The 26,216-nt window shown below is 39.9% G+C and carries 19 protein-coding genes; 8 read left to right on the top strand and 11 right to left on the bottom strand.

The features are described from left to right. The first annotated feature begins 211 nt into the window (after positions 1 to 211). The 5 genes from A923_RS0114065 (at position 212) to A923_RS0114045 (ending at position 4,210) form a co-directional block, all read left to right on the top strand. The gene (locus tag A923_RS0114065; protein ID WP_017222318.1) at positions 212 to 1,063 is read left to right on the top strand and encodes an alpha/beta hydrolase family protein; all 852 of its coding nucleotides are present in this window, start codon (positions 212 to 214) and stop codon (positions 1,061 to 1,063) included. A 143-nt stretch (positions 1,064 to 1,206) separates the two neighbouring features. Beyond that, the gene (locus tag A923_RS0114060; protein ID WP_026006248.1) at positions 1,207 to 2,103 is read left to right on the top strand and encodes a DMT family transporter; all 897 of its coding nucleotides are present in this window, start codon (positions 1,207 to 1,209) and stop codon (positions 2,101 to 2,103) included. A 79-nt stretch (positions 2,104 to 2,182) separates the two neighbouring features. Beyond that, positions 2,183 to 3,421, top strand: a complete 1,239-nt coding sequence (locus A923_RS0114055) for an esterase/lipase family protein (RefSeq protein ID WP_017222315.1) — start codon at positions 2,183 to 2,185, stop codon at positions 3,419 to 3,421. Positions 3,422 to 3,542: 121 nt separating this feature from the next. Then, positions 3,543 to 4,016: a YehS family protein gene (locus A923_RS0114050; RefSeq protein WP_017222314.1), complete on the top strand. Its 474-nt coding sequence runs from the start codon at positions 3,543 to 3,545 to the stop codon at positions 4,014 to 4,016. 14 nt (positions 4,017 to 4,030) lie between these two features. Continuing rightward, a complete protein-coding gene (locus A923_RS0114045; RefSeq protein WP_017222313.1) occupies positions 4,031 to 4,210 on the top strand; it encodes a DUF2986 domain-containing protein in 180 nt (59 codons plus the stop codon). A 196-nt stretch (positions 4,211 to 4,406) separates the two neighbouring features. Here the strand turns inward: A923_RS0114045 and A923_RS0114040 are convergent, their stop codons facing one another. From A923_RS0114040 to A923_RS0114000, 9 genes are all read right to left on the bottom strand, one after another. Beyond that, entirely contained in the window at positions 4,407 to 5,366 is a 960-nt protein-coding gene (locus tag A923_RS0114040; protein ID WP_017222312.1) for a GGDEF domain-containing protein, read from the bottom strand. Between the two features lie 65 nt (positions 5,367 to 5,431). Further along, complete coding sequence (locus tag A923_RS0114035; protein ID WP_017222311.1) at positions 5,432 to 6,511, bottom strand: response regulator; 1,080 nt, start codon at positions 6,509 to 6,511, stop codon at positions 5,432 to 5,434. A gap of 166 nt (positions 6,512 to 6,677) precedes the next feature. Further along, a complete protein-coding gene (locus tag A923_RS0114030; RefSeq protein WP_017222310.1) occupies positions 6,678 to 7,112 on the bottom strand; it encodes a universal stress protein in 435 nt (144 codons plus the stop codon). Between the two features lie 127 nt (positions 7,113 to 7,239). Then, positions 7,240 to 9,822 (bottom strand): TRAP transporter permease, encoded by a 2,583-nt coding sequence (locus A923_RS0114025; protein ID WP_017222309.1) that lies wholly within the window; start codon positions 9,820 to 9,822, stop codon positions 7,240 to 7,242. Between the two features lie 270 nt (positions 9,823 to 10,092). Continuing rightward, positions 10,093 to 11,076, bottom strand: a complete 984-nt coding sequence (locus tag A923_RS0114020; protein WP_017222308.1) for a TAXI family TRAP transporter solute-binding subunit — start codon at positions 11,074 to 11,076, stop codon at positions 10,093 to 10,095. Positions 11,077 to 11,528: 452 nt separating this feature from the next. Continuing rightward, positions 11,529 to 12,479, bottom strand: a complete 951-nt coding sequence (locus A923_RS0114015) for a 5-oxoprolinase subunit C family protein (protein WP_017222307.1) — start codon at positions 12,477 to 12,479, stop codon at positions 11,529 to 11,531. After that, a complete protein-coding gene (locus A923_RS0114010; RefSeq protein WP_017222306.1) occupies positions 12,479 to 13,192 on the bottom strand; it encodes a 5-oxoprolinase subunit B family protein in 714 nt (237 codons plus the stop codon). Before A923_RS0114010 ends, A923_RS0114015 begins: the two co-directional genes overlap by 1 nt. Positions 13,193 to 13,195: 3 nt before the next feature. Further along, positions 13,196 to 13,936 carry a 5-oxoprolinase subunit PxpA gene (locus tag A923_RS0114005; RefSeq protein WP_017222305.1) on the bottom strand — a complete coding sequence of 247 codons (741 nt, stop codon included), beginning with the start codon at positions 13,934 to 13,936 and terminating at the stop codon, positions 13,196 to 13,198. Between the two features lie 252 nt (positions 13,937 to 14,188). After that, positions 14,189 to 14,932: a YciK family oxidoreductase gene (locus A923_RS0114000; protein ID WP_017222304.1), complete on the bottom strand. Its 744-nt coding sequence runs from the start codon at positions 14,930 to 14,932 to the stop codon at positions 14,189 to 14,191. A gap of 115 nt (positions 14,933 to 15,047) precedes the next feature. Here A923_RS0114000 and sohB point away from each other — a divergent pair, with 115 nt between their 5' ends. The 3 genes from sohB to A923_RS0113985 all read left to right on the top strand — a co-directional run bounded on the left by sohB (position 15,048) and on the right by A923_RS0113985 (position 20,785). Then, positions 15,048 to 16,127, top strand: coding sequence for a protease SohB (sohB, locus tag A923_RS0113995; protein ID WP_017222303.1), 1,080 nt, complete (start codon positions 15,048 to 15,050; stop codon positions 16,125 to 16,127). 320 nt (positions 16,128 to 16,447) lie between these two features. Further along, on the top strand, positions 16,448 to 19,114 hold the full coding sequence (gene topA, locus A923_RS0113990; RefSeq protein ID WP_026006247.1) for a type I DNA topoisomerase: 2,667 nt from the start codon (positions 16,448 to 16,450) through the stop codon (positions 19,112 to 19,114). 714 nt (positions 19,115 to 19,828) lie between these two features. After that, entirely contained in the window at positions 19,829 to 20,785 is a 957-nt protein-coding gene (locus A923_RS0113985) for a porin (protein ID WP_017222301.1), read from the top strand. A 39-nt stretch (positions 20,786 to 20,824) separates the two neighbouring features. On the opposite strand, the gene A923_RS0113980 is transcribed toward A923_RS0113985, so the two are convergent. Together A923_RS0113980 and A923_RS0113975 are read right to left on the bottom strand one after the other, a co-directional pair. Beyond that, positions 20,825 to 23,566: a WD40/YVTN/BNR-like repeat-containing protein gene (locus A923_RS0113980; protein WP_017222300.1), complete on the bottom strand. Its 2,742-nt coding sequence runs from the start codon at positions 23,564 to 23,566 to the stop codon at positions 20,825 to 20,827. A 479-nt stretch (positions 23,567 to 24,045) separates the two neighbouring features. Beyond that, the gene (locus tag A923_RS0113975) at positions 24,046 to 26,154 is read right to left on the bottom strand and encodes a YjbH domain-containing protein (protein WP_017222299.1); all 2,109 of its coding nucleotides are present in this window, start codon (positions 26,152 to 26,154) and stop codon (positions 24,046 to 24,048) included. Positions 26,155 to 26,216: the final 62 nt, after the last annotated feature.

Genomic DNA, 26,216 nt, shown 5'->3' with positions numbered 1-26,216 from the left:
ATGTATTCGTGGTGCTAAATAAGGGTATTTTGTTAGACGCATAGTAAGGCAAATAGTGGCAGATAAAAAGTTGTTCGTATTGAGTTATCGTCATTCTCTAACCTAGGTCAATAAAGTCTAAAAATCACCTTGTCATTACAGCCAATGCCAAATCAACTTTATATGTATAAGCTTGGGTGACATTTATTTTTGTACTTAATGGATTAATATCATGATAAATACAATTGAAGTGAGTACGCTTGATGGTTACCAACTTGTCGCAAGTGAGTTTAAACCAGAGAGCAGTAATGGCCGTATTGTGATTATTAACGGTGCCACAGGGGTTTTGCGTAAGTATTATCAACCTTATGCGGCATTTTTATGTGCGCAAGGCTTTACCATTATAACTTATGACTATCGTGGTATTGGCGACAGTAAACAAGCGAGTGTCAACGCCAAACCAGCCAGTATGATACATTGGGGGCAGCTTGATATGGACGCGGTATTAAGTTGGGCTCAAACGCATTACCCAGACATGAAAATTTCAGGAATTGGTCATTCTATAGGTGGGCAGCTACTGGGTATAACACCTAATAACAATCGTTATGAATCATTTCTTAATATTGCCGCACAACAGATCCATTGGAAGAATTGGGGTCGTAAAGACCAGCCATTATCGGTGTTATTCTTTTATTGTGTTTTACCTTTGTTCTATAGCGCGAATAAAGGATTACCTAAATGGGTGTTGGGGGCTGAATATTTACCAAAACAAGTAATCAGAGATTGGAGTCGCTTTGGCCGCAAACCCTTCTATACTGATGAACAAGGTAACGAGTTACACGATGGTTATCACCGCTATAAGGGTAATATGCGATTTTATGCGATGGCAGATGACAACCGATTTGCCCCACCAAGTTGTGTTAAAGCGCTGCAACAACATTTTAAAAATGCACCATCAGATATGATAGTGGTGGATCCGAAGCAAGTTGGTATGCGATCGATTGATCATTTTGGTTTTTTTAAGCGTTCGATGTCTGAATCCGTCTGGCAAGATACATCAAATTGGTTAGCTTCATCTTCGTAGGGGGGGCTTAAATTATTTTTTATCAAACAAAAACTAATTTTAACTAGAAAATCTTTACACTTCTAAAGTACCGAGTGAAATTATGTTGTTTGCGTGCTAGTCTTGCCGAAAAATACCACCCACTAATAAAGTAAGGCCTAGGCTTGGCACAATCAAATATAAAGTTTCACCTTCTGGTGATACTTGCAACGACCTTAGTTGCAGGATCATTTTTAGCATCTGCAAATCTAGCAGGGCTAGTAAACCCATTTTCTTTAACCTTGCTGCGCTTCACTGGTGCGGTGAGTATATTGTTACCGTTTATTCTATTCACCAAAAAATGGCGCAATAAGGTGTTACGCACCTTGCCACGTTCGATGGTGATTAGCCTGTTTTATTCAATGTTCTTTATCTGTCAGTTTGAAGCATTGAAAATAACCACGACGTTGAATACCGGTACCTTATATACCTTGGTGCCATTCATTACCGCTATATTATGTGTATTGGTATTTAAAGATAAAATTAAAGTGAAACAACTGATGATTTACCTACTCGGTGCGTTAGGCACTTGCTGGGTTATTTTCGCCGGAGACTTGTCTCGATTACTGGATTTCTCACTTAATAACGGTGACTTATTGTTTATCGCAGGCTGTTTGTCTATGTGCTGTTATTCAATTTCGATGAAGCGTTTATACCGTGGTGATGAATTGATTGTCATGGTATTTAGTACCTTACTCGGTGGCTGTATTTGGATGGGACTGGCTCTGTTGATATCTGGATTACCGCTAGAGTGGCATTTGATCCAAGGTGAATCGGTATTTTATATGGCCTATTTAGTCATAGGTGCAACACTGATGACAGTCTACTTATATCAGAAAACGACGGTGGCATTAGGGCCGACTCGCGTCATGGCTTATATCTACATGAACCCTGCTGTGGTTGCGTTGTTGTCACTGTTGGTGAACGGGCAAAGTATCAGTATGCAAGTGGTTCCCGGCATTTTATTGTCAGCATCGGCGACCTTTTTATTACAACGCCAAGCTAACGCTGCAAAAACCTAGATTGCGCATTCAAGTATTTAGCGTTACAACAGAGTAATGATTTTAATTCGTTGCTAACGCTAAATACAAAAGGTGCTGTATGTTTAACACCCGCAGAAAATTAAAAAGCCTAGAAATAAAGCTCTCTCATTCCGATCGTGCCAATGACATTCGTGGTGTTAATCAGCTTGCGGTAGACGCCGTGACAGGTTTAACTGACATTGTTGAAGCACTGCATTATACCATTTTGAGTTTAGGCCTTAATGATAAAGACCAACCGACAAAAACACGTGGTGTGACAGGTTTTGTCTATCGTAATATTCGCAATGTCACTGCATTCGTTGGTGATAAAATTGACCTTTCTTTATCGCAATTTGGATCGGTGCTTGGCCAGCATGAGTCATCACTCAAACGTGAAGTCGCCATTTCGATGCTTAATGGTGTATTAGGTGACTATTTATTGGAACGTGATAATCCCCTTGCTGTGATCATGCAATTACGCCGTGACGGTAAAGCATTATCTGATGTGGCATTACGTAATCTGATTGAAAAATCCGATGGTAAAATATTGTTGATGGTACATGGGTTATGCATGAACGATTTGCAGTGGCAAGTTGATGAGCATGACCATGGTATTGAATTAGCACGTGATCTTGGCTATGAACCGATTTACTTACATTATAATACCGGTCGTCATATTTCTGAAAATGGTCGTGATTTAGCCGCGTTATTAGAATATTTAGTCACGATATCACCGCAACCGTTATCCCTTTCTATTCTTGCTCACAGCATGGGCGGCTTAGTCTCTCGCAGTGCGTTCCATTATGGTGAAAAAGCCCAACATACTTGGTTAGCACAGGTGAATAAAATGGTGTTTTTGGGTACGCCGCATCATGGGGCAGCGCTTGAAAAAGGCGGTAACCTGATTGATATTTTACTGGGTTCAAATCCCTATAGTTTACCGTTTGCTAAGTTAGGTCAAATTCGCAGTGCTGGTATTACTGATTTACGTTACGGTTCGATCATTGATGAAGATTGGCAGGGAAAAGATCGCTTTAGTTATAACGCGGACGATCGTGGATCATTAGCGTTACCCAATGGTGTGCGTTGTTATACGGTAGCGGCAGTAAAAAGTAAGCAGTCAACCGTTGTCGGTGATGGTTTAATTGGTGATGGACTGGTGAATGTTGATAGTGCGTTAGGTCGCCATAATGATGATTTACTTCATTTGACGTTCCCAGAACAACATCAATGGGTTGGTCGCGATATGAATCACATGGACCTACTTTATCATCCTGATGTATATAGCAAAATAAGGTGTTGGTTATTAGATGATTAAACGCGCAGTCAGTATATAGGCAACTTGCCTGTTATCAGCTATCGGTTATCTGCTATACTGTGCGCCATAACTTAAATTGTGAGTCATAACGACATCACGCTAGCCTTATTAGGACTAATTAATGACCAATAATGATATTTTACGCCGTATTCGCTACACATTTAATTTCAGTGACAACAAGATGATTGCCTTGTTTAAACAAGCTGAAGCAGATATTACACGTGGTGAAATCAGCGATTGGTTAAAAAAAGATGACGATGCAGCATATGTAAGTTGTAGTGATACGCAGATGGCTACTTTTTTGAATGGTCTAATTAATGAAAACCGTGGTAAAAAAGACGGCCCACAACCTGAACCTGAGCATGCGATTAATAACAACATTATTTTACGTAAGTTAAAAATTGCGTTAGACCTTAAGAATGAAGACGTTCTTGATTTATTAGAACTTGCTGGATTCCGTTTAGGTAAGCATGAACTAAGTGCATTTTTCCGTAAAGCTGATCACAAACACTTCCGTGAATGTAAAGATCAAGTATTACGTAACTTCCTTGCTGGCCTGCAAATAAAACACCGACCTGAAACTGAAGACAAGTAGTAAGATCAAATATAATGAATAGAAAGAAAAAAGTTGTTTCGACATTAAAGAAAAAAGCTAAAAAAGCCAATGCTAAACTAGCGCCAAATTCTAATAAACCACGTTACATTTCTAAAGCGGAACGTGAAAAATTGGCATTAGAAGCAGAAGCGATTCAGCCTAGCGAAACTGTTCAGCAAGAAGATACTGTTTAGCAAGAGAAAGTACCCAGCATAAAGAAAGCGTTCAGGAAGAACCAAGTGCTGAAAAGATCAAACTGCAGCAGAATAGTTAGCTTAAAAGTAAAAATGATAAATATAAAAAAAGGTATAGCGTAAGCTATACCTTTTTCGTTTAAATAAACTGTAGTCGGTCGTGTTAGACCACTATCACGTTGTTTAGGAAATCGTATTACAAGTTCTGAAATATAGTGTATTGGTTACGACCATTTTCCTTGCTCTTGTACAATGCACCATCAGCATTCTTCGTCCAAGTATCAACCGTACTTGTATTCGCTGTAAACTCAGCCATACCAATTGATATTGTTACTTGTATAACATTCCCTTCATCTAGAACTAAAGTGCTTTCAATCGCTTTACGCAAGCGTTCTGCGAGTATAACCGCATTGTCTGCTGATGTATTAGTCAAACAAATTGAAAACTCTTCACCGCCATAACGTGCTGCAAAATCGGTTTCCCTGACACTTTCTTTGATCACTCTGGATACTTCAGCAATCACTTTGTCACCTGCCACGTGGCCGTAGGTATCATTTACTTTTTTAAAGTGGTCAATATCCAGCATCATTAACGTTGATACTTGTTCGTATCGTTTAACACGCTTAAATTCATCATCAATAAGCGTATTCCAACTGTGACGGTTATTCAATTGTGTCAGCGCGTCTGTTTGACTTAGGCGCGCTAATTTTTCGTTGGCTTTATCGAGTTGTAAACGGTTAATGGCAATATCGGTTACATCGTAAATAATCAAACTTACGTGCGTGACTTCGCCTGTCAGCGATGCGAGTGGTATTATCGTCATATTCTGAAACATAAATTCAGAAATACCGGTAACAGGGCGATAATTACTAAAACGGAAAATATACGGACGTTGTTCCCAGCTGGTAAAGGCGTTATTTTTAAGTAAAAATACCGACTCAATCTTACTGCGTAACCATGCTTCAGGTAGTTCTGGAAAATGCGAAAATAGTTGAGTATCTTGCATCGTCTTTGAGCTAACCCCGCTGTGGTTACTCATGAAGTCATTCCAAAGCTGGACATTGAAATTTTTATCCAAAACTACAAGACCTGCATCAATGGTTTGCACCATATTCATGATCCAATGAAACTCATTCAATGAATTTTGATTTTCCATGTTAACAATTCCTTGTAGCTATGCTGCTTTGTGTGTCGTTAAATAGACAATTAAATAACAACCAGCTAATCGATGAGGTAAGAAAGATTATTCAGTAAAGTGGGTAGTGATTTCTCAGTAAAGAGTAATAACAGGTCACATTGCACATTATGGTGTTCAATTTGGTAGTTAATTTCAATCGCGACTGTTTTTTGTTTACGGAAGTTATTGGCGTTAATCATTTCTTGCACGGTACTGTGTTGACCGAGAACAGAAGGATGACCTTGACTAAAGCTGACGTTTAATTGTTGGCTAAAGCCTTGTAGAAATGCGCCGATCAAGATATTGGCAGTATCCATGAGAATTTCTTTTTCTTGAAAACTGGATTCCTGATTTTCAATACCCATTAACTTCGCCATGTCATCAAAGCTTGAGTCATGGAATAACAATAGCGCTTCACCTGAGATACCTGAGCAAATAAAGCCTTGGCATACTGTAGAGATCGATGCTTGCTCAGACGCGGCTGATAATGCCATGGTGAGTTCGCTGGCCTCCAAAATATTCACATTTGGAACCGGTAATAACACAAATACATCGAGTAAACGTGCTAACAGCTCTGCTGCTTGCCCCATCGCGACGTTAGCCACTTCTTGCAACGCATCACGGAATTCTGGTGCGAGGTCTAGCTCAGCGCCAAGGGTTGGTAGTGTAGCTGGAATTGATTTTATTAAGTCTTGTTGTCTTTTTTCTGCTTTTTGTTGGGTTATTAACTGTGCTTCAGCTTGGGCGAACTCGTCTTTTTCGACAATGCCGTAGCTAATTAGGATGGTTTCGATTTGCTGACTTGTTACCGGTTTTTGAATAAATGCTAATGCACCTAATGCCGTAACGCGCTGATGAGCTTCGGCTTGGATATCACCAGAAACAACAATCACAAGGGCATTTAATTGCTCTTTTTGAATGGTTTCTAAAACTTGGTAACCATCCATCACCGGCATATTGAGATCGAGAAATACGATGCTACCTTTACCAGCTCTGATCACATCAATACCCTCGGCCCCGTTGGATGCAAAACTAACATCCACATCCCAATAAGGAGGCAGCGTTCTGGCCATTTGTTTACGCGCTAGGTTTGAGTCATCACAGATTAATACAGAAACTGACATGAATATCCTTTTTCAATTTCAGTGAGGTAGCAAAGAATTATTGCGCAATAGTAACTAAAAATGAGAGGAAGTGGAAGAATTAGAAAGGATTAACTAACAAATAATAACTGTTTTACATAGTGTGTTTGAAATAATGAGCAGCATTTAACACTGCCCATAAACATCTTTATTGTGGTTTAACAACCATTACGCTAATGGATGCTGAACTGACAACTCTTGCTGCTACTGAGCCAATGACGGCAAGTTCTAACTTAGCGCGTTTATGACTCGGCATGACAATTAAATCTGCATTGTATTTTGTTGCAGCTTTAATAATTTCTTTTGATGGTTTGCCTTCAGCCATATGTATCTGTGTTGCAATACCGTCATCAATGTGTTTTTTGGCAAAATCTTGTAATGACGCATAGGCTGACTTACGGATCTCTTGCAAAACAGAAGCAGGGAAGTGTGCTGACACCATAGGTAATTGCGACGTTGGTAATACATTCAATAAATGTATTACTGCGCCAGACATTTTTGCCAGAGCACAAGCGTGTTCAGCTGCAACGTGGCTAAAGCCTTCTTCGTTAAGATCAACAGGTAATAAAATAGTTTTATACATAATAGATTACTTATTTAAAATGAATTGTTTCGTTAATACAAATTGCTTAGTTAGTACTACTAATCGGCTGTGCATCATAAATGAAATGCAGTGTCAGACAACGCACTGCATTTCATGTTCATGATGATTACTTATTAGCCGCAATACGACGACGCTGACCAAAAGCAATACCTGCGAGTAACAATAATGCTGGAATGAACAGGAACTCTTTAGCTGGACGGTCTAATGGACGTTCGACCATAAGGATATTCCAGTCAAAATCAATACCCGATTTTTCAGCTGGAGAACCAAAACCGACCATATCTACAATAGTTTTGTCGTCACCAAAGCGTAATTCTAAGCCAGTACTCAATAGTCGTTCTGCACCTGTGATCGCATCTTCAGCAAAAGGTAGCTGTACAATCTTAGTTTGGAATGCACCATCAAGCGTTTCACCTTCAACACGTAAGCGTATATCTGTGCCAATAGGTAAATCTGCAAGTACTTGTTCGATATGTTGCGGGCTTACTTCTTCAACTGGTGGGTATACCATGTCCCACCAAAAGCCTGGGCGGAATAATGTAAAGGTGATTAATAATAATCCGATGGTTTCATACCATTTTGATTTTGTTAACCAGTAACCTTGGGTCGCTGCCGAGAATACCAGCATCGCGGTGGTCGCCGAGAAGATGGTTAGGAGCAAGTGACCTATCGAGTCCACACCAATCAATAATAACTGGGTATTAAAGATGAACATGAAAGGTAAGATTGCGGTACGGATGTCGTACATGAAACCTTGAATACCCGTCTTAATCGGATCTGCTTTGGCAATGGCGGCGGCTGCGAAAGCTGCGAGACCTACTGGCGGTGTATCATCTGCCAGAATACCAAAGTAAAATACAAACAAATGCACTGCGATTAACGGTACGATTAAGCCATTTTGAGCACCTAATTCAACAATAACAGGTGCCATCAATGTGGAAACAACGATGTAGTTTGCTGTCGTCGGTAAGCCCATGCCTAAGATCAAGCTGATAAGTGCTGTAAAGCCCAGCATCAGCATAATGTTACCGCCTGAGATGTACTCAACAAACTCCGTCATCACTAAGCCAATACCGGTTAGCGTTACCGTACCAACAACAATACCTGCTGCAGCTGTCGCCACACCGATACCGATCATGTTACGAGAACCCGTTACCATGCCATCAAATAATTCAACAAAACCATCTTTAACAGCACTTGGTATTGGTTTACTTTGTTTGAAGTAAGCTTGTAATGGACGTTGTGTTACCACGATGAAAATCATGAACACGGTTGCCCAGAATGCTGATAGACCAGGAGAGAAACGTTCAACCGTTAAACACCAGACTAATACAACAATTGGTAGTAGGAAGTATAAACCTGCTTTTGCTGTTGGTCCCGGTTCTGGTAACTCAAGCAATTCACTGTCTGGATCATCAATCGCCAGTTCAGGGAAGTTTGTTGAGTATTTAACGAGCGCGACGTAAATCGCGACCGTCGCAATACCGACAATCCAAGTTGCGCCAGCACCAAATACCTCTTTCGTCCAACCGATACCGTAATATACGGCAAAGCTGAGCACGATGATGAGCACTACGACAGACATAAACGAGAATAAACTCTGCGCTAATGTTGGCTTGTGACGACGTGGTAAACCTTCCATACCAGCTTTACATGCTTCTAAATGCACGATGTAAATTAACGCGATATAAGAAATAAGCGCGGGTAAAATAGCGGCTTTAATAACTTCGATATAAGGAATGCCTACGTATTCAACCATTAAGAACGCAGCTGCACCCATAATCGGTGGCGTTAACTGACCATTGGTAGATGCCGCCACTTCGACTGCACCCGCTTTGGTTGCAGGAAAGCCAACACGTTTCATCAACGGAATGGTAAAGGTACCTGTCGTTACTACGTTTGCAATCGACGAGCCTGATACTAGACCACTTAAACCTGATGCTACAACAGCCGCTTTTGCTGGGCCGCCACGCATGTGACCAAGTAGAGAGAATGCAACTTTAATGAAGTAGTTACCCGCGCCCGCTTTATCAAGCAGTGAACCGAATAGTACAAACAAGAATACAAATGACGTTGATACACCAACTGCCACACCAAATACACCTTCGGTTGTTAACCATTGGTGAGACATCGTTTTGTTTAAACTTGCACCTTTATGGGCAATGATGTCGGGCATGTATGGACCGGCAAAGGTATAAGTTAAAAATACCGCTGCCACTATCATCAGTGGTGGACCTAATGAACGGCGGGTTGCTTCAAGCAGTAATAACATACCGGTTGTTGCAACTGCAGTATCAAAGATAGTTGGTGCGCCAGCACGACCAGCCAATTCATTATAAAATAGGAAAAGATAACCAGCACAGAACGCGCCTACGAATGCAAACACCCAATCGACCAACGGCACATGGTCACGCGGTGACGACTTCATTGCAGGGTAAGCTGTAAACGCTAAAAATATAGCAAATGCTAAGTGAATAGAGCGGGCTTCAGTATCGTTGATAATACCAAAGTTTAAAATGAACGGCAGAGGAGAGGCATACCATAATTGAAATAGCGCCCAAATGAATGGCACGATTAACAATATATTTTTAGCAATACCTTTAGGATCGCGCGCACCAGTATCTGATTGTGCAAGCATTTCCTGCAGTTCAGCATCCATGCTAGTGGTTTGATTTTCTGTTTTAGACATCTGTCCTCCATCATTCTGTGATTTTTATCACACGAAGTGGCTCGGTTATTCGTTAGTAGAACAATTAATAATTACAGAACTCTTAATTTAAGAAAGGCGGTACTGCTAATGATCTCAACTAATCCGTAGTATAAGAATAGCCAGTAACGTGAGTAAGAGTAGTAAAAATTAAATTATGATAATAAAGCTGGGTAAAATAATCTGATATAAAACTTAGATGCAAATAATAAGGGGACAATGTCCCCTTATTATTTTTAACTAAAAGTGAGCTTATTTTAGGCCAACTTCTTTGTAGTATTGCGCTGCGCCAGGGTGAACAGGTGCACTAAGTGCTGCTGTTGCCATGTCTTCTTTTGTTAGCGATGCAAATGATGGGTGTAAACGTTTAAATGTATTGAAGTTCTCGAATACAGCTTTCGTTAATTCATACACCGTTTTGTTCGGCATTGATTTTGGTGTAACGATTGTTGCACGTGCACCAAATGTTACAGTGTCTTTTGGCGTACCAGTGTAAGTGCCACCAGGAATAGTTACTTGACTGTAGTAAGGGTTTTCTGCAATGAGTTTTTCAACTGTAGAATCGTTAACCGTTACAAGTACAGCGTCACACGTTGTTGTTGCTTCTTTGATTGAACCATTTGGGAAACCAGCGAAGAATACAAATGCGTCGATTTTGTTATCACAAAGTGCTTGAGATTGTTCGTTCGCTTTAAGTTCTGATGTAAGTGAGAACGCGCTGCTATCCCAGTTGTAAGCTTTCATTACAACATCCATTGTGCTGCGTTGGCCTGAACCAGGGTTACCTACGTTTACACGTTTGCCTTTAAGGTCTTTAAAGTCTTTGATGCCAGAATCTTTACGAGCAACAATAGTCAGTGCTTCTGCGTGTAGTGAGAATACAGCACGTAAGTCAGTGTAAGCACCTTGTTTAGCGTATTGGTTTAAGCCTTTGTAAGCATAAAACTGTTGATCAGATTGTGCTACACCGAAATCAAGTTCACCAGCACGCATTGTGTTGATGTTATAAGCTGAACCACCAGTACTTTCTACTGAACAACGAATGTTGTGCTCTTTACGGTTGCGGTTTACAAATTTACAAATTGCACCACCGGCAGGATAATAAACCCCTGTAACACCACCAGTACCGATTGTAATAAAGTCACTTGTTTTTGCTGTTGCAATACTTGGTACTGCTGCAGCTACTGTTAAACCTGCTATAGCAAGTGATTTTGCAATTGTTTTTGTAATAGACATGTTGTGTTCCTTTTTATAAGTCATTAGTCGCTTGTTTACTTCAAGGCATTCTGTGGCCATGAAATCGAATCCGTAAATTCAAGTTGGTGTATTAAATCAGCAAAAATAAATAATGCAATACTTATGATACAGCAAAATAACCCGTTATTATCTGTTTAGACCATACTTTGTGACACTCGGTTAACAAAAGTAAAACAATCTATAGTTTTAAGGATATTTAAGCTAAATTCTAGTACAGACTGGGCTCTTAGATGGATTTATTTTTATAAAACGAGGCATTTGTAAATTTGAAATGTGTATTTTTTGAGAGATATTATATTTTGTTAAATCTTCATAACATATCGTAATTATTTCGATTTAAAGTTAAATACGTGAACTTCGTCACTGAACTGATTGACTGTTTTGTATTCGTTTATTAAAACATTACGCTTAACCAATAGAAATCGGCAGGGTTAAAAATCGAAAAAATGCTTGAACGCTTGCATTTTATAACGTGAAACAAGCGGGTTGACGAGTCTAAACGTAATTTCTGACCCTTGTTGGCGTTGTGATAATTTACCGCAATCTAACGCGGAAATAACCCCAGCTTTCGGATAACCACCTATGGTTTGTCTGTCTTGAAGTAAGATAATTGGCAGTCCATTTGCGGGAAGCTGCACACTGCCTAATGCAATGCCTTCTGATGTTAATGCTGTCGGTAAGTCGGTAATCATGTCTCCTATTAATTGATAGCCCATTCGATTTGCTTGTGTACTGATCTGATATTTATTGGATAGCAGTTGATGCTGCTGTTTTGACGTGAACAGTAACCATTGATAGCAAGGTAATAAGCCCAGGATAAGGGGGGCTGAGTAATTTGGAATATAATGACGAGGAACAGATACTTCTGTTGGTAATTCTGCGGTTATAGTTTCTGTGCGCTGCCTTATTGATATTGGTAAATACTGACCTTGATATACTGGTGTGCTGGTTACTTGACTCAGTTCATCTCTGATCACTGTACTACGACTTTGGTGGCACTTTTCGGTTTGCAGACCACCTAATATGGCGAGGTAACCACATTTCCCTGCTTTTGCACCTCCGTACTGGATGAGATCGCCCGCTTTAACATGATGGGTTTGCCAATTAAATACCGGCTTATTATTAATCGTCACGCCAAATTCAGCACCACAAATCGCGATTTTAGTATCAACTAAAACTTTCAAAGTCATTAAGCCATAATGGATCTCAATACTTGCCATATTACTGCTATTGCTGAGTATCTTATTCGCCCAAAGATACGCATGAAGATCTGCTGGCCCGCCTGGCGTAATGCCTAAATGCTGATAGCCAAACCGACCAAGATCTTGTATTAAGCTGTGAACACCCGGTTTGATAACTTCAAATGCAGAAACGCTTTCCATTATAGATTAACCTTTTGCTGGTACTGGTGAAAGTCATCCAAGGATATTGGCTTAAATTTAACTTTACAGCCAACCGCAAGGCTGTCGAGTGCCACAGCTCTACCAACTGCAATGGGGCTTTGACCTATAATTTGCCAGCCGCCAGGACTCGCTTTTGGATAAACGGCTGTTTGATTATCTGCAATACCAACACTGCCAGCTGCAACCTGTACTTGTGGTTTTGCGTGTCTGGGTATTTGTATTCGTTTATCCACATCACCTAAGTAGCCAAAGTTCGGCATAAAGCCAATGGCATAACAACTATATATAGTAGAAGAATGAATGTGGATGATGTCATCAATGGATAATGCGGCATGTCGCGACAATGACTCGAGATCAGGCGCGAGGCTTTTGTGGTAACAAACGGGCAGTGTGATCAAATTAATCTTCACGGGTAACGTACGATCTGAAGTTTGTATGTGGGTATTTAATACTTGTTTAACGTAAGCGTCAATTTTAGTGACTAACTGATGGGGTTCAATTTTTAGTATGTTGAAGCTAACGAGTAACGTTTGATATGAGGGAATAATATCAATAATCACAGCATCTAAATCAACGGCATTAGTTAGCTGTTGATTTAAGCTGTAAATCACTGGTAATAGTTGGGCGTTACCTGCATTCGTAAAACGGATTAAAATAGCATCATAACCAATCATCTCGAGATGGTATTGCATCGTTCACCCCTTGCTTAACGACATTGCTGATTTTATTTGTGCGATAGCGTCAATAGATTGCGCATTATCACCATGCACACAGAGCGTGTCAGCCTGTAACTTGATTCGCTTTCCTGTATTGCTGGTCACACAGCCGTGCTTGGCAAGCTGTATTGCTTGATTAACAATCTGACTCTGCTGAGTAAAGACGGCACCCGCTTGTAGCCTATCTTGTAATAAGCCTGCATCGGTATAGCATCGGTCTGCAAAAGCTTCGAACAGTAATGGCACATCAAATTGAGAAGCAAGGGCTTCGCTACGGCTGTTATCCGTTTGCGCCATCAGCACTAGGGGTAGGTTAGTACTAAACGCGGCAACGCCTTTAAGGATGGCCGTCAATACTGGCTCGTCTTGCATCATGTCGTTATAAAGTGCGCCGTGAGGTTTGACATAACTTAGCGGAATATGTTGTTGTTGGCAGAAAGCGGCAAGGGCACCCACTTGATACAGTACCAATGCTTGGATCTCATCAGGGGTGCAGCGCATGTGACGACGACCAAAACCAACGAGGTCGGGATAACCTGGGTGTGCGCCTACAGCGACATTATACTGTTTAGCCAGTGTGACGGTTTGCTGCATAATAAGTGGATCTGAGGCATGGAAACCACAAGCGATGTTAGCCATATCAATGTGCGGCATGACAGCTGTATCCATACCAAGTTGCCAAAGACCAAAGCTTTCGCCCATATCACAATTCAATTTCACTGGTTAATATCCTTATTAACAAAGTCTTTCTATCTTTCTATCTTTTTATATATTTTTATATGGATAGGCGCCGTTATTAATTAGTTATTGCAGTAATTATTAGGGATAGCAAGTAATTTAGAGGTGCACGATATTTTAGTGAAGATATAACCAAACTAAAAGGATAAAAGTGAAGTTATGACTAACTGTATGAAATAAAAATCCCCAAACAATAGAAGTATTATTCAGGGACTTTAACTATCAGATTATTGATTATCTGTTTGGCTGTGCTTTAAATGTTTTACCTGTTTCAGCGACGCTGTCGTTACCCATTAAATAAAGGTAAAGCGGCATAATCTGTTCAGGGGTGAGTAGCACTTTCTCATCTTCACCAGGGAAAGCTTTAGAACGCATGCCAGTACGTGTTGCACCCGGGTTGATACAGTTAGCACGGACATTGGTATTTTCAAATTCATCAGCAAGGGTTTGCATCATGCCTTCAGTGGCGAATTTTGAAATCGCATATTCAGCCCAATAAGCACGACCTTTTACGCCAACACTTGATGACGTGAAAATGATCGACGCTTTGTCTGCTTTTTTAAGCACGGGTAATAGCGCGCTAGTCATGAATAACTGTGCTTTAACATTGACCTGCATTACTTCGTCATAGCTCTTTTCATCGATTTGATGAAATGGACCTAATACGCCTAATTGACCCGCATTGTTCAATAAACCGTCTAGTTTACCGAATTGTGTGTCAATGGTGTCAGCCATGTCTTTATAGTTTTCAACAGTCGCGCCTTTCATATCAAGCGGAATAATCGCAGGTGTTGGCGCGCCAAGTGCTTCGATTTCATCATAAACAGCTTCAAGTTTTGCCACTGTTTTACCCAGTAATATTACTGTCGCACCGTGTGCTGCATAGGTTAATGCGGCTTGACGTCCGATACCGTCACCGGCACCTGTTACTAAAATAGTTTTGTTTTCTAATAGATTTTTTTCTGCTTGATAATCCATTTTTTGGGTTCCATATCGACATATCTGACAATATTGTAACCTGCAAAGCTTGTAGATGCGATGCTGTAAATGCTATAAAGAGCAAAAATAGATATAACCGACCGAGGATTAAAATTTGGACTTTTTAAGTGAATACGGGATTTTCTTAGCGAAAACGCTAACATTCGTTCTAGCATTATTATTTGTAGTGGTCAGTATTATCAATCTTTCGTCTAAGCAAAAGAAGAGCGGCGGGCGTTTGGAGATCACCAATTTATCAGAACAGTTTCAAGATGTTGAAGATGAGTTACAGTTACATCTTGTGTCTGAAGATGAAGCTAAGTTATTAGAGAAAGAACAGCACAAAGCAGAAAAGAAAAAACACAAAGCTGAGCTGAAAGCGCTTAAAAAAGCACATAAAGCCAAAGATAAAGATAAAGAGGCGGCTAAAACAGACGACCTTGAGTCTCGTCTTTTTGTGTTAGATTTTACGGCTGGTATTGATGCAAAAGAAGTTGCCTCGCTGCGTGAAGAAATTACTGCTATTTTATTCGTTGCCAACGAGCGCGATGAAGTTTTGGTTCGCCTCGAAAGTGGCGGTGGTGTTGTGCATGGTTACGGCCTTGCAAGCTCGCAGCTAGAACGTTTAAAACAAGCTAATATTAAGCTAACTATCGCGGTTGATAAAGTCGCTGCAAGTGGTGGTTATATGATGGCATGTATTGCAGATCATATCATTGCCGCACCGTTTGCTATTGTTGGTTCGATTGGTGTTGTTGCACAAATCCCTAACTTTAATCGTTTGTTGAAAAAGAACAATGTTGATGTTGAACAACTAACCGCTGGTGAGTTCAAACGTACATTAACGATGTTCGGTGAAAATGATGATGCAGGACGTGAAAAATTCCAGCAAGAGCTTGAAGAAACGCACGTACTATTTAAAGATTTTGTCAGTGCGCATCGACCTGGTATGGATATTGAAAAAATTGCCACAGGTGAGCATTGGTTTGGTACGCATGCACACGAGCGTGGGTTAGTTGATACTTTACAAACCAGTGATGATTACTTATTAAAAGCCAACAAGTCGCAAACCATTTACATAGTCAAATATGTTGTGCGCAAAAAGTTAGCTGAAAAACTAGCGCAAGCGGCGTCAATGGCTATGTCGATAAGCTTAAATAAGTTTTTACAGCAAAGTAAGTACCCGCATTTGTAAAATTGTAAGTACTTAATTGCAAAAGACAGATTGGTGCATAAAACTAATGTATTGATAAACTGCAGTCCATTTAGTTGATTTTTATTTATTTTCGGTGTTTTAGTCTGGGTTTTCGTTGCTACGTTAGTGGTATGTTTTTGTACGAATACTAAGCATTAGAAAAATAATTAAAAAAATATTGACTACTATAAGTATATTCAATGTATATATATAAATAGAACGCAGTTATTCAATATCACTTTTTGGTTATTATTAAGTGATTTGATATCAATAGCATTCATCAATTTCATATTATTCATAAATTAAAAGAATCCGTCTGTATGGGAAGATCTCTAGTAATTGTGGAATCGCCAGCAAAAGCGAAGACCATCAATAAATATCTCGGTAAAGACTACATTGTTAAGTCAAGTGTGGGTCACGTACGTGATTTACCGACAAGTGGCGGTGCAGCTACAAAACGAGCTGGCGCACCGACGCTTGCTCAGCAAACTAAAGGCATGACGCCTGAAGCCAAAGCTGCATTTAAACAAAAACGTGATAAAAAAGCGTTATATTCCCGTATGGGGATAGACCCAGAAAATGATTGGGCAGCAACCTATCAGATTTTGCCTGGTAAAGAAAAAGTCGTTGCCGAATTACAACAACTGGCTGAAAAAGCAGACATCATCTATCTCGCAACCGATTTAGACCGCGAGGGTGAAGCGATTGCATGGCACCTGCGGGAAATTATTGGTGGTGATGATTCTCGTTTTCAACGTGTTACGTTTAACGAAATTACAAAAACAGCGATCCAAGAAGCATTTAAACAACCGTCAGAATTGAACATTGATTGTGTTAACGCACAACAAGCGCGTCGTTTCTTAGATCGTGTTGTTGGCTACATGGTGTCTCCGTTACTTTGGCAGAAGATTGCCCGTGGTTTGTCTGCTGGACGTGTTCAGTCGGTAGCAGTGCGTTTAATCGTAGACAAAGAACGTGATATTAAAGCGTTCATCCCAGAAGAGTTTTGGGATATCCATACAGACTTAGTGACTTCGCTTGGTGAACCATTACGTGTTGAAGCGGTTAAATATGCCGGTGAAGCATTTAAACCTGTTAATGAAGCGCAAGCGACGAAAGCGGTTACTGACTTACAAAATGCCAGTTACTCGTTATTAAAACGTGATGACAGAGCGACAAGCAGTAAACCCAAAGCACCATTCATTACATCAACGCTACAGCAGGCGGCAAGTACGCGTCATAGCTATGGTGTTAAGCGTACGATGGGCTTAGCGCAACGTTTATATGAAGGTGGTTACATTACCTACATGCGTACTGACTCAACAAATTTGAGTAAAGATGCTGTAGAAAGTGCCCGTGGTTTCATTGAAACAAAATACGGTAAAGAGTATTTACCTGAAGAGCCGAATGTATACGGTTCGAAAAAAGGCGCACAAGAAGCCCATGAAGCGATCCGACCTTCAGACGTCACTGTTATGTCTGGCGATCTGCAAGGTATGGATGATGATGCGAAGAAATTATACGAATTAATTTGGCGTCAGTTTGTTGCTTGTCAAATGGTACCTGCGCAATACGATTCAACTAAATTGATCATTGCTGCTGGCGAGTATCAGCTTACCGCGAAGGGACGTACTATGCGTTTCCCTGGTTGGACTAAAGCATTGCCACCAATGAGCAAGAAGTCTGAAGACGAAAGTAATTTACCTGTGCTTGAAGCCGGTGAAGCGCTTGAGTTGATAACAGTTGATCCACTGCAACACTTCACTAAGCCGCCTGCGCGTTTTAATGAAGCGTCGTTGGTTAAAGAATTAGAGAAACGTGGCATTGGTCGTCCATCGACGTATGCGTCGATTATTACTACAATTCAAGACCGTGGTTATGTGAAATCTGAAAACCGTCGTTTCTTTGCTGAGAAAATGGGTGAGATTGTTACTGAACGTTTGACCGAAAGTTTTGAAGAGTTGATGAATTTCGATTTCACCGCAAGCATGGAGTCTCAACTTGATGGGGTTGCTGAAGGCAAGCTTAACTGGATTGATGTACTGAATGAATTCTTTGGTGACTTTAAGAAGCAGCTGATAAAAGCCGGTTCTGAAGTGGCTGAAGGCGGTATGCGCTCGAACGAAATGGTTATCACGGATATTGAATGTCCAACATGCCAACGTGAGATGGGGATCCGTACCGCGACGACTGGGGTATTCCTTGGTTGTGCTGGTTATAACTTGCCACCGAAAGAACGTTGTAAGAAAACCATCAATCTTGTTTCTGGTGAAGAAGCGATTGATTTGCTAAATGAGAATGCTGAAACTGAAGCGCTTATGGCAAAACGTCGTTGTCCTAAATGTAGCACCGCAATGGATAGCTACCTGATCGACGAAACGCGTAAACTGCATGTTTGTGGTAATAACCCTGAATGTACTGGTTACGAAGTCGAGAAAGGTGAATTCAAACTAAAAGGCTATGATGGCCCTGTAGTTGAGTGTGACCGTTGTATGAATGATATGCAGCTTAAAAATGGCCGTTTCGGCAAGTACATGGGCTGTACTAACGAAGAATGTAAGAATACGCGTAAGATCCTAAAAAGTGGTGAAGTTGCGCCGCCAAAAGAAGATCCTGTTTTCCTACCTGAATTGGAATGCGAAAAATCGGATGCTTACTTTGTGCTACGTGATGGTGCTGCCGGAATCTTCCTCGCCGCGAATACGTTCCCTAAATCTCGTGAGACCCGTGCTCCGCGTATTGAAGAGCTAGTTCGCTTCAGAGACCGTATTTCAGAGAAGTTTTATTACTTAGCTGATGCACCAGTGCAAGACCCTGCAGGTAATAAAGCGATAGTACGCTTTAGCCGTAAAACCAAAGAACAATATGTGATGACCGAGGTGGAGAAGAAGGCCACGGGTTGGACAGCACATTACATCGCTGGTAAATGGGTTCAAGAAGAGAAGAAGAAAGCCGTTAAGAAGAAAAAGCCTGCAACTGAAAAGTAGTTAGTCTTTTTTAGCGCTTACATTATGCTTTCATAAGCTAGATAGCTTTATAAAATACCTCAGTAATGCTGGGGTATTTTTTTGCCTGCTAATCATCGAAAGTTAGAAGTGGGTTAGTTTAGTTTAGTGATCAGGGTCTAAATACTGTGAATATTATTTTATCTATATAATAGAAGAAACAAGCGTTGTTAAAAATTCATACTATTCTAATCTTTAGGAACAGAAGCTAACCCTAAATAATTAGATTAGATTAAATGGTATAGAATTAAAATGAATTGAACTTTTAGTTGTTTTGCTGTTCTTACTAATTAGCAGAATAACTGCAAACTATTGCTTCTGTCATAAAGTAGTCATAAATGCTTTTTTTTTAAGCGTTTAGTTTATATTAAACCCTCGCAATAATTTATTTAACTAAATATTGTCAAGAATTTTCTTCTTGTCATACCTCTTTATGTGCCCGCGATCTTAGTTTTGACCTCTTATTGATTTTCCTTATAGTTTTCATGAAATTATTATGACTATAATCTATACCAAGTTTTAAGCGTAGTTGTTAAATCTTATTCAAATGAGTTATTCAGATGAATTGTGGGTTTAACACGCTATTTGTTAGAATACATTAACTCTTGGTTTAACCAATCATTACCGGATGGAATCATCTCAGAGAGAGATTCAAGTAATGAGTGAGTTAACTTATAAATCATAAAGGATTTCAAAATGAAAAAGACTATTCTTGCTACTGCAATCTTACTAGCTGGCGCTGCAAACGCTGCTGAAGTTTATAACAACGAAGGTACTTCAGTATCTCTTGGTGGTTCTTTCCGTGGTCACGTTGTTATTGACAATTCTGATGCTGTTAATTTTGAAGATGCTGGTTCACGTTTCGATATTAAAGTAGCTAAAGAACTAGATGATGGTCTTAAAGCTTTCGGCCAAATGGAAATTAAATACACTGGCGACATGACTAAGAAAAACAGTTCAGGCGTTGAGAGTAAAACTGATGGTCTATTCATCAACAATGCTTTCCTAGGTCTAGAACATGACGTATACGGTAAACTTGTTCTTGGTAACAAACTTGGCTTAGGTGATGATTTAGTATCGAACGATTTCTCATACGAGAATGGCGTTTATGCCTTCCAAACAAATGCTGCTGGTTCAGGTACTGAAGATCAACTTGAATATACTAAAACATTCGGCGGCGCTAAGGTTGTTGTTGGTTTAATCAACCAAGATACTTACACTCTTGGTGGTACTTATGACGTTGCAGGTCTTTCTCTAGGTGTTGCATACACTATGGCAAACGACCAAAAAGGCACAGCTACGCCATTAGTTGATAACTCTTCTATCATCGTAGGCGTTCAATACTCTCTTGACGCATTAACGTTAGGTGCTCAATATCAAGCGCTAGATGTTGATAATGCAGACACTTCAGCATACGGTCTGGGTGCTAAATACGCACTAGGTCAAGCAAGTGTATATGGTTCATACGATATCCTAGATGGCGATGCAAAATCTGACGAAGGTTCTGAACTAGTTGTTGGTGCTGATTATGAAATCGCTAAAGATGTTAAAACTTACGTTGAGTTCAACTCAAGTGACCGTGATGTTGCAACAGCATCTCGTAAAGACAAAACTGAAGATACTCTTTGGGTAGGTGCTCGTGTATACTTCTAATCACTTGATTAGTTGAATATAAAACACTTATTAACCCAGTCAATTGACTGGGTTTTTTAGTTTTAAACCTAACATTATAGTTAATAGTATTAATGATATAATTGGAATACTCCCTCCACTTTTGTTATTCGAAACATTAGGAGTAATATTTGTTGTCGTTTGTGATTGAAATGTAAATGCCAATAGCCCCAGTTTTAATTCAGTGGTTACTTTCATTTCATGTTTTTCAGCACTCTGATGCCTTAAGCAAAGCGTATCACCGTTATTTATATATCCTGCCGTATTAGTGTAATTACCTGTACAATTCTTTGAGTATTCACCATTAACGATTGCTATAGAACTGTTGTCGATGAGACCTCTTATGACTTTCTTCTCACTTTCTATTAAGCTGTTTATGGGGGCATCTAACTTATCTTCAAAATAAAATGCATCTGGAATAACTGAATTTGTATTTGCAGTAAAGATGCCGCGTCCATGTGTGGCTGCATAGAGTATCGCGTTATCCCCCCAAGCTAATTCATCTATGGATACATTAGCTGGGGCACTAGGCTCCAAGGTCCAATTGCGACCATAATCATTGCTCGTAAATATGCCGACTTCGTTACCAATATATATCCAGTTATGATCGATGGGATGTATAGCTATGGCTCTAATTGGCGCTGGCGGTAATGGGCCTAATTCTGAACCTGTACTGCTATTCCAATTTAATCCCCCGTCCGTAGATAGCCACAAATTATCTTCTTCATAACCACCAAACGATATGAACAGAATGTTTTTATTCACAGGACTAACCGTTATGCGTGTTAAATACCGTTGTGGTAAGTTTGCCCCACTAATATCTATCCACTCAGGTTGTTGTGCCGTGGCATTATCCGTTTTGAAAAGTGAACCATCATTATGACCAATATAAATGGTATTACTATCACTTGAGGGGATGGCTATAGCACTAATAGGTGAGAGGCCCTCTGTTGCTACTTTAATGCTTGTCCACTTAGGGTTTACAGCTTTGACATCATTACTTAACCAGAGCTGACGTGAACCAGCAAGCATTCGATTGGCGTTGTTGGGATCAAGAATGAATGGCGCAATAAAATTAGGCTTGTCATTGATCATGTCATCTGTATAAATACTCTGTGTACTGGCGCCCCCGTCACTGCTGCGATGTAGGCGTAAGTAAACATGTTCACCATATAAATAACGTTCATCGTTAGGATCTGCAGCTGAGAAGCCGCCGTCACCTCCGTGTATATCTCTCCACTTTTCGCTATCACCTTTATACACTAGTGTGCCATTATCCTGCGCTCCACCGATCAGTTTACCGCTACGACTGACAGCAATGCTATAAAATTGAGTTATGGATAAATTATTATTAAGCTCTTTCCAACCAGTTCCACCTTTAGCGACAGATATATCAGGGGTTTCATACATACCACCGTCATTGGCAAAGAATAAACGTTGATTATTTACTCCGTCGTAATCGGGATGATGAATAATAAAGTGATGGTCTGCGTGTGCAGAGTGAGGCGCTTGCCACCAAGTACTTATTTTACTAAAATTAACCCCACCATCAGTACTACGCCATAGATCAATACCACCGATGATGAGATGGTTTTCATTTAACGGGTCGACCCACAATGCGTTATCATACCAACCTTGTACGCCAAGATAGGATAAGCCACTATTAATCAATTGATATGAAAGTCCTCCATCGTTACTTTTCCACAACTCCCCTGAATTATGATCAACAGATGCAAACACAACGTCAGTGTTGGAATGGGCATAAGCTGTTTCTATTCGAGCGTTATTAATGTGCTCCAGTCCTTGTGCCACTATCCAGCTTAAACCACTATCTTGCGAGTAGAGAAGTCCAGACCAAGTCCCCGCAACGAGTTTGTTATCATTATCGGGATTTACATCAACATCATTACTCCTTCCCTGGTAAGTTTTGCTCCAATTTACTCCACCATCATTAGAAACAAAAATACCAGTATGCGTTGCGGCAATCACCGCAGAATCATTGTTTCGGCTAGCTAGTCGATTAACCCAATAAAAATCGGTGTTGTCTTGTGTTGAAAATAAGGCATTCCACGTTTGTCCTTTATTGGTCGATTTGAAAATACCTAAACCCCGAATTTGTTCTGTATTAAAAACACCTTCTCCTGTGCCTGCGTACATAACATCACTGTTATTTGGATCAAATATGATGCTGCTTACTGAAAGATTAGTCATGAAATCATCTTGTGGTTGCCAATTATCACCACTGTTTTTACTTGACCAAATGCCACCAGCTACTGAGCCAATATAAATATGGCTGGAGTCATCAGGATCAAATGCGACTGAACGAATACGGCCCCCTATATTACCTGGGCCTAAAGATTGCCATGACATAGTATTGCTCCCTGCATCGGCATAGTTTTGTCGACGCAGATCGTGCATCTGTGGCTGAACTTTTTGTAATTCATCGACATTGATTTTGTTATCTTGACTCAATTTATACAGATGACGGAAGGCTTTGGCTTCTCCGGGATGATCAGGTTTAGGCATGGCTAATTTAGTGAGTGAACGGTTTAATTTCGAGATCGGCATTTGACATAAATCGAGCAGTGTCACACTACGTTTTGCTTGGAGTTCTTCAATGGTATCTAGAGGAAGGCCGTTGAGTATATTTCTACGAACAGAATCAAATACAGCACCGCAATAAGGCGTTTGAAAATAATAGAACAATACGCTAGAAACTAAGAGGGATGTAATAATCAGTTTTGTCACAATGTTTTTTAACATAGAAGCCTACTCGTTATTTTACGGTGTCACAATATTGTGGCGTATAATATTCCGCAGACTTCCATTCTTTTAGATATTATCGTTGTTTAATACTTAATAAATGTAGTTAACAGCATAGAGTTTGGCATGGGGTGGTTTAGATAAATGCATTCACTTATCTAAACCACGTCAATGAAATTAGCTTTTATCGTTATTATTTGTTTGATTTTTATTTGATTTTTATTTGATTTTTATTTGAAGTATTTGCAGAGTGAAATATATTATATTTTAAATAATTTATTGGACGTGAGACTCATGAATGAGATTGATTAGGGTTTAATAGCGGGAAATCTGGTGTCGCGAATCTGAGTAAGGTGTAGAAAAAATAGGGGGGGAGTGGAGGTAGTTTTTTACAAATTTATATGTTGTTGTTAAAAATGAATGAGTACGTGGCTACTTAAGACGTAGCACACGTACTGTAATTTAGATTTTATAAATCGTTACAAGGTTAAATATTTTAAGTATGCATTTCGTAATCGAGAAACATTAGATTCAAAATATTTAGGCGACATTCTATCATCGTTATAATATTGACGAGATAGGCTGTGTTGTAGATTGATTGATGATCCCATACCATTGTTTAGATTGTTATGGGAATTACCAATACGGGTCTGTAGAGCATAAGTAAATTGATCTGTGCCACGTAACTGCACATAACCCGGTTTCATATCACGCCATAACGTCAATGGTATTGAAACACCTAACGAAATAAACTCTTCTGCTTCATTAGAGTTTACTGCGGTCGTTGATTGATAGGTTGCTTCTAATTTCGCATCTCCTAACCAATGTGTTGATGTGATTTTGTAACCAGAATCACCACCCCAATAGTTACCACCTTCCACAGTACCCTGCCAGTTGAACTCTGGCACTGAAAGGGTATAACTTGATAATGTAGTATCTCTATCTTCAATATAGTAACCGTTTTGATTACGTTCTTCAGTATATGAAAATTGACTGATTTGGAAGTTAAAGCTGTGACGACCTGCTGGCGATGCCCAGCTGGTTTCATTCATAAACCCTTGATAATCTACAGCTATTACACCAAAAGAAGATTGATTGGTGACATCAAAGGGTAGTCGAAATGCTTGATGAATTAAGATACGATCTATTTCGCTTTCGTAATTGTTATCCCCCCATATTTCACCGTCTTCAAAATCATCACTGTTTGAAACCGGTAAGAGATGGCGTACATCAACCGCTGCACCAGACCATAATGTTGTATACACGTTAGTTGCTAGTGCTAAAGAGTAATCAAATACCCCGTATTCTGTCGCATCTCGGTGTTGCAAAGCGGGTGCTAAAATAATTTGAGTACGGCCAAAACCTGATTCGTTGTTGGTCTCTAACCAATTACCTTCCTTGATGACTTCGGTTAACATTGACGTTGAAAATTTAATGTCAATGCAAGGTTCACCGGTTTTGACAAAATCACGATAACAAACTGCTGATGCACTAACTTGCATCATGGGAATGTCATTCACTAAGGTAAATAGTTCAAATTCTTGATTGCCCGCTTCAATCCCTAGGTCGTTATAAATATCATTGCCTAAGTGGCTACTGATAATACCAAGTGCTACACCGACACCATCCATTTGGTTATGGTTATAGCGACGGTTTTCTAAAGACACAATGACTTTCGTATCTTTACTACCGAGTTGTACGTTGATGAAACCTTCATCAACCAATGCTTTTTTAAGCTCTGTTAAGCTAGCTGATGCACTTTGTGCTTGTGCTATGTGTATGGTGTCACTTAATGCTAATGTTTTATCTTTCCCGTAAGCCTCAGCTTGAGAGAAGTTATAGTTCATGAATGGCATACTGGCATTTAATGCCCACATAGTCTCATTTTCTTTACTCGCGTTGGCAGACTCATGACCGGTATAAACTTGGTACTGTAATGCTACTTGAGCGCCATAGGGCAATAAGTCTTCAGGTGTAAAGACTTTTACTGCGCCATTAAATTCTGTTGAGTCATATTCACCAACAAGTTGCACGAAAGGCAGAGGTTGTAATTCAATAGAACCAAACGGACCATCCATGATACCCATAGTCATATCTGACTTACCATAACCTGCACTAAAACGCACAGGTAGAGCATCAAACTCATAATCTGCTACGGCATAGTAGGTTGCGAAGTTATTGGCTGCGCCACCAATATCTTGACCACCAACCGCTAAATTGAAGCCCGTGTAATCATATATAAAAGGTAATTGATACTTAACGGATGCTGATAGATCGCGAATGCCACAACCTGATTCTGTGTATAAATTACAAGAATAACTTTGTGTGACGATACGACCACCAGCTTCGAAACCTGGTGCAAAACCGGCTGCGAAGAAGAGATTATCTAGGTCAGCAATGTGATTTTGGTAAGGTACACCTTGACCATAAAGCAACGAAAAATCACCATAATCGATGACTTGTGCATTAGGGGTTAGTAATGCACCAGTAAAGCTTTGTGCTGAAAGTAAATTATCTACATTAGCAAGAGCAGACCAAGAAACAGCAAGCGTTGCACTGGTCAATAATGTTGTTTTTATAATGGACATTTTTGTCTCTATGTTTCGAAATCAAAAAAAGGCCCCTAAATAGGAGCCTTAAAAATTTAATT

Origin of the sequence: Moritella dasanensis ArB 0140, assembly GCF_000276805.1 — a bacterium.
Taxonomy (GTDB): Bacteria; Pseudomonadota; Gammaproteobacteria; order Enterobacterales; family Moritellaceae; genus Moritella; species Moritella dasanensis.
The sequence above is the reverse complement of the archived record's forward strand: the minus strand, read 5'-3'. Positions and strand labels throughout refer to the sequence as shown.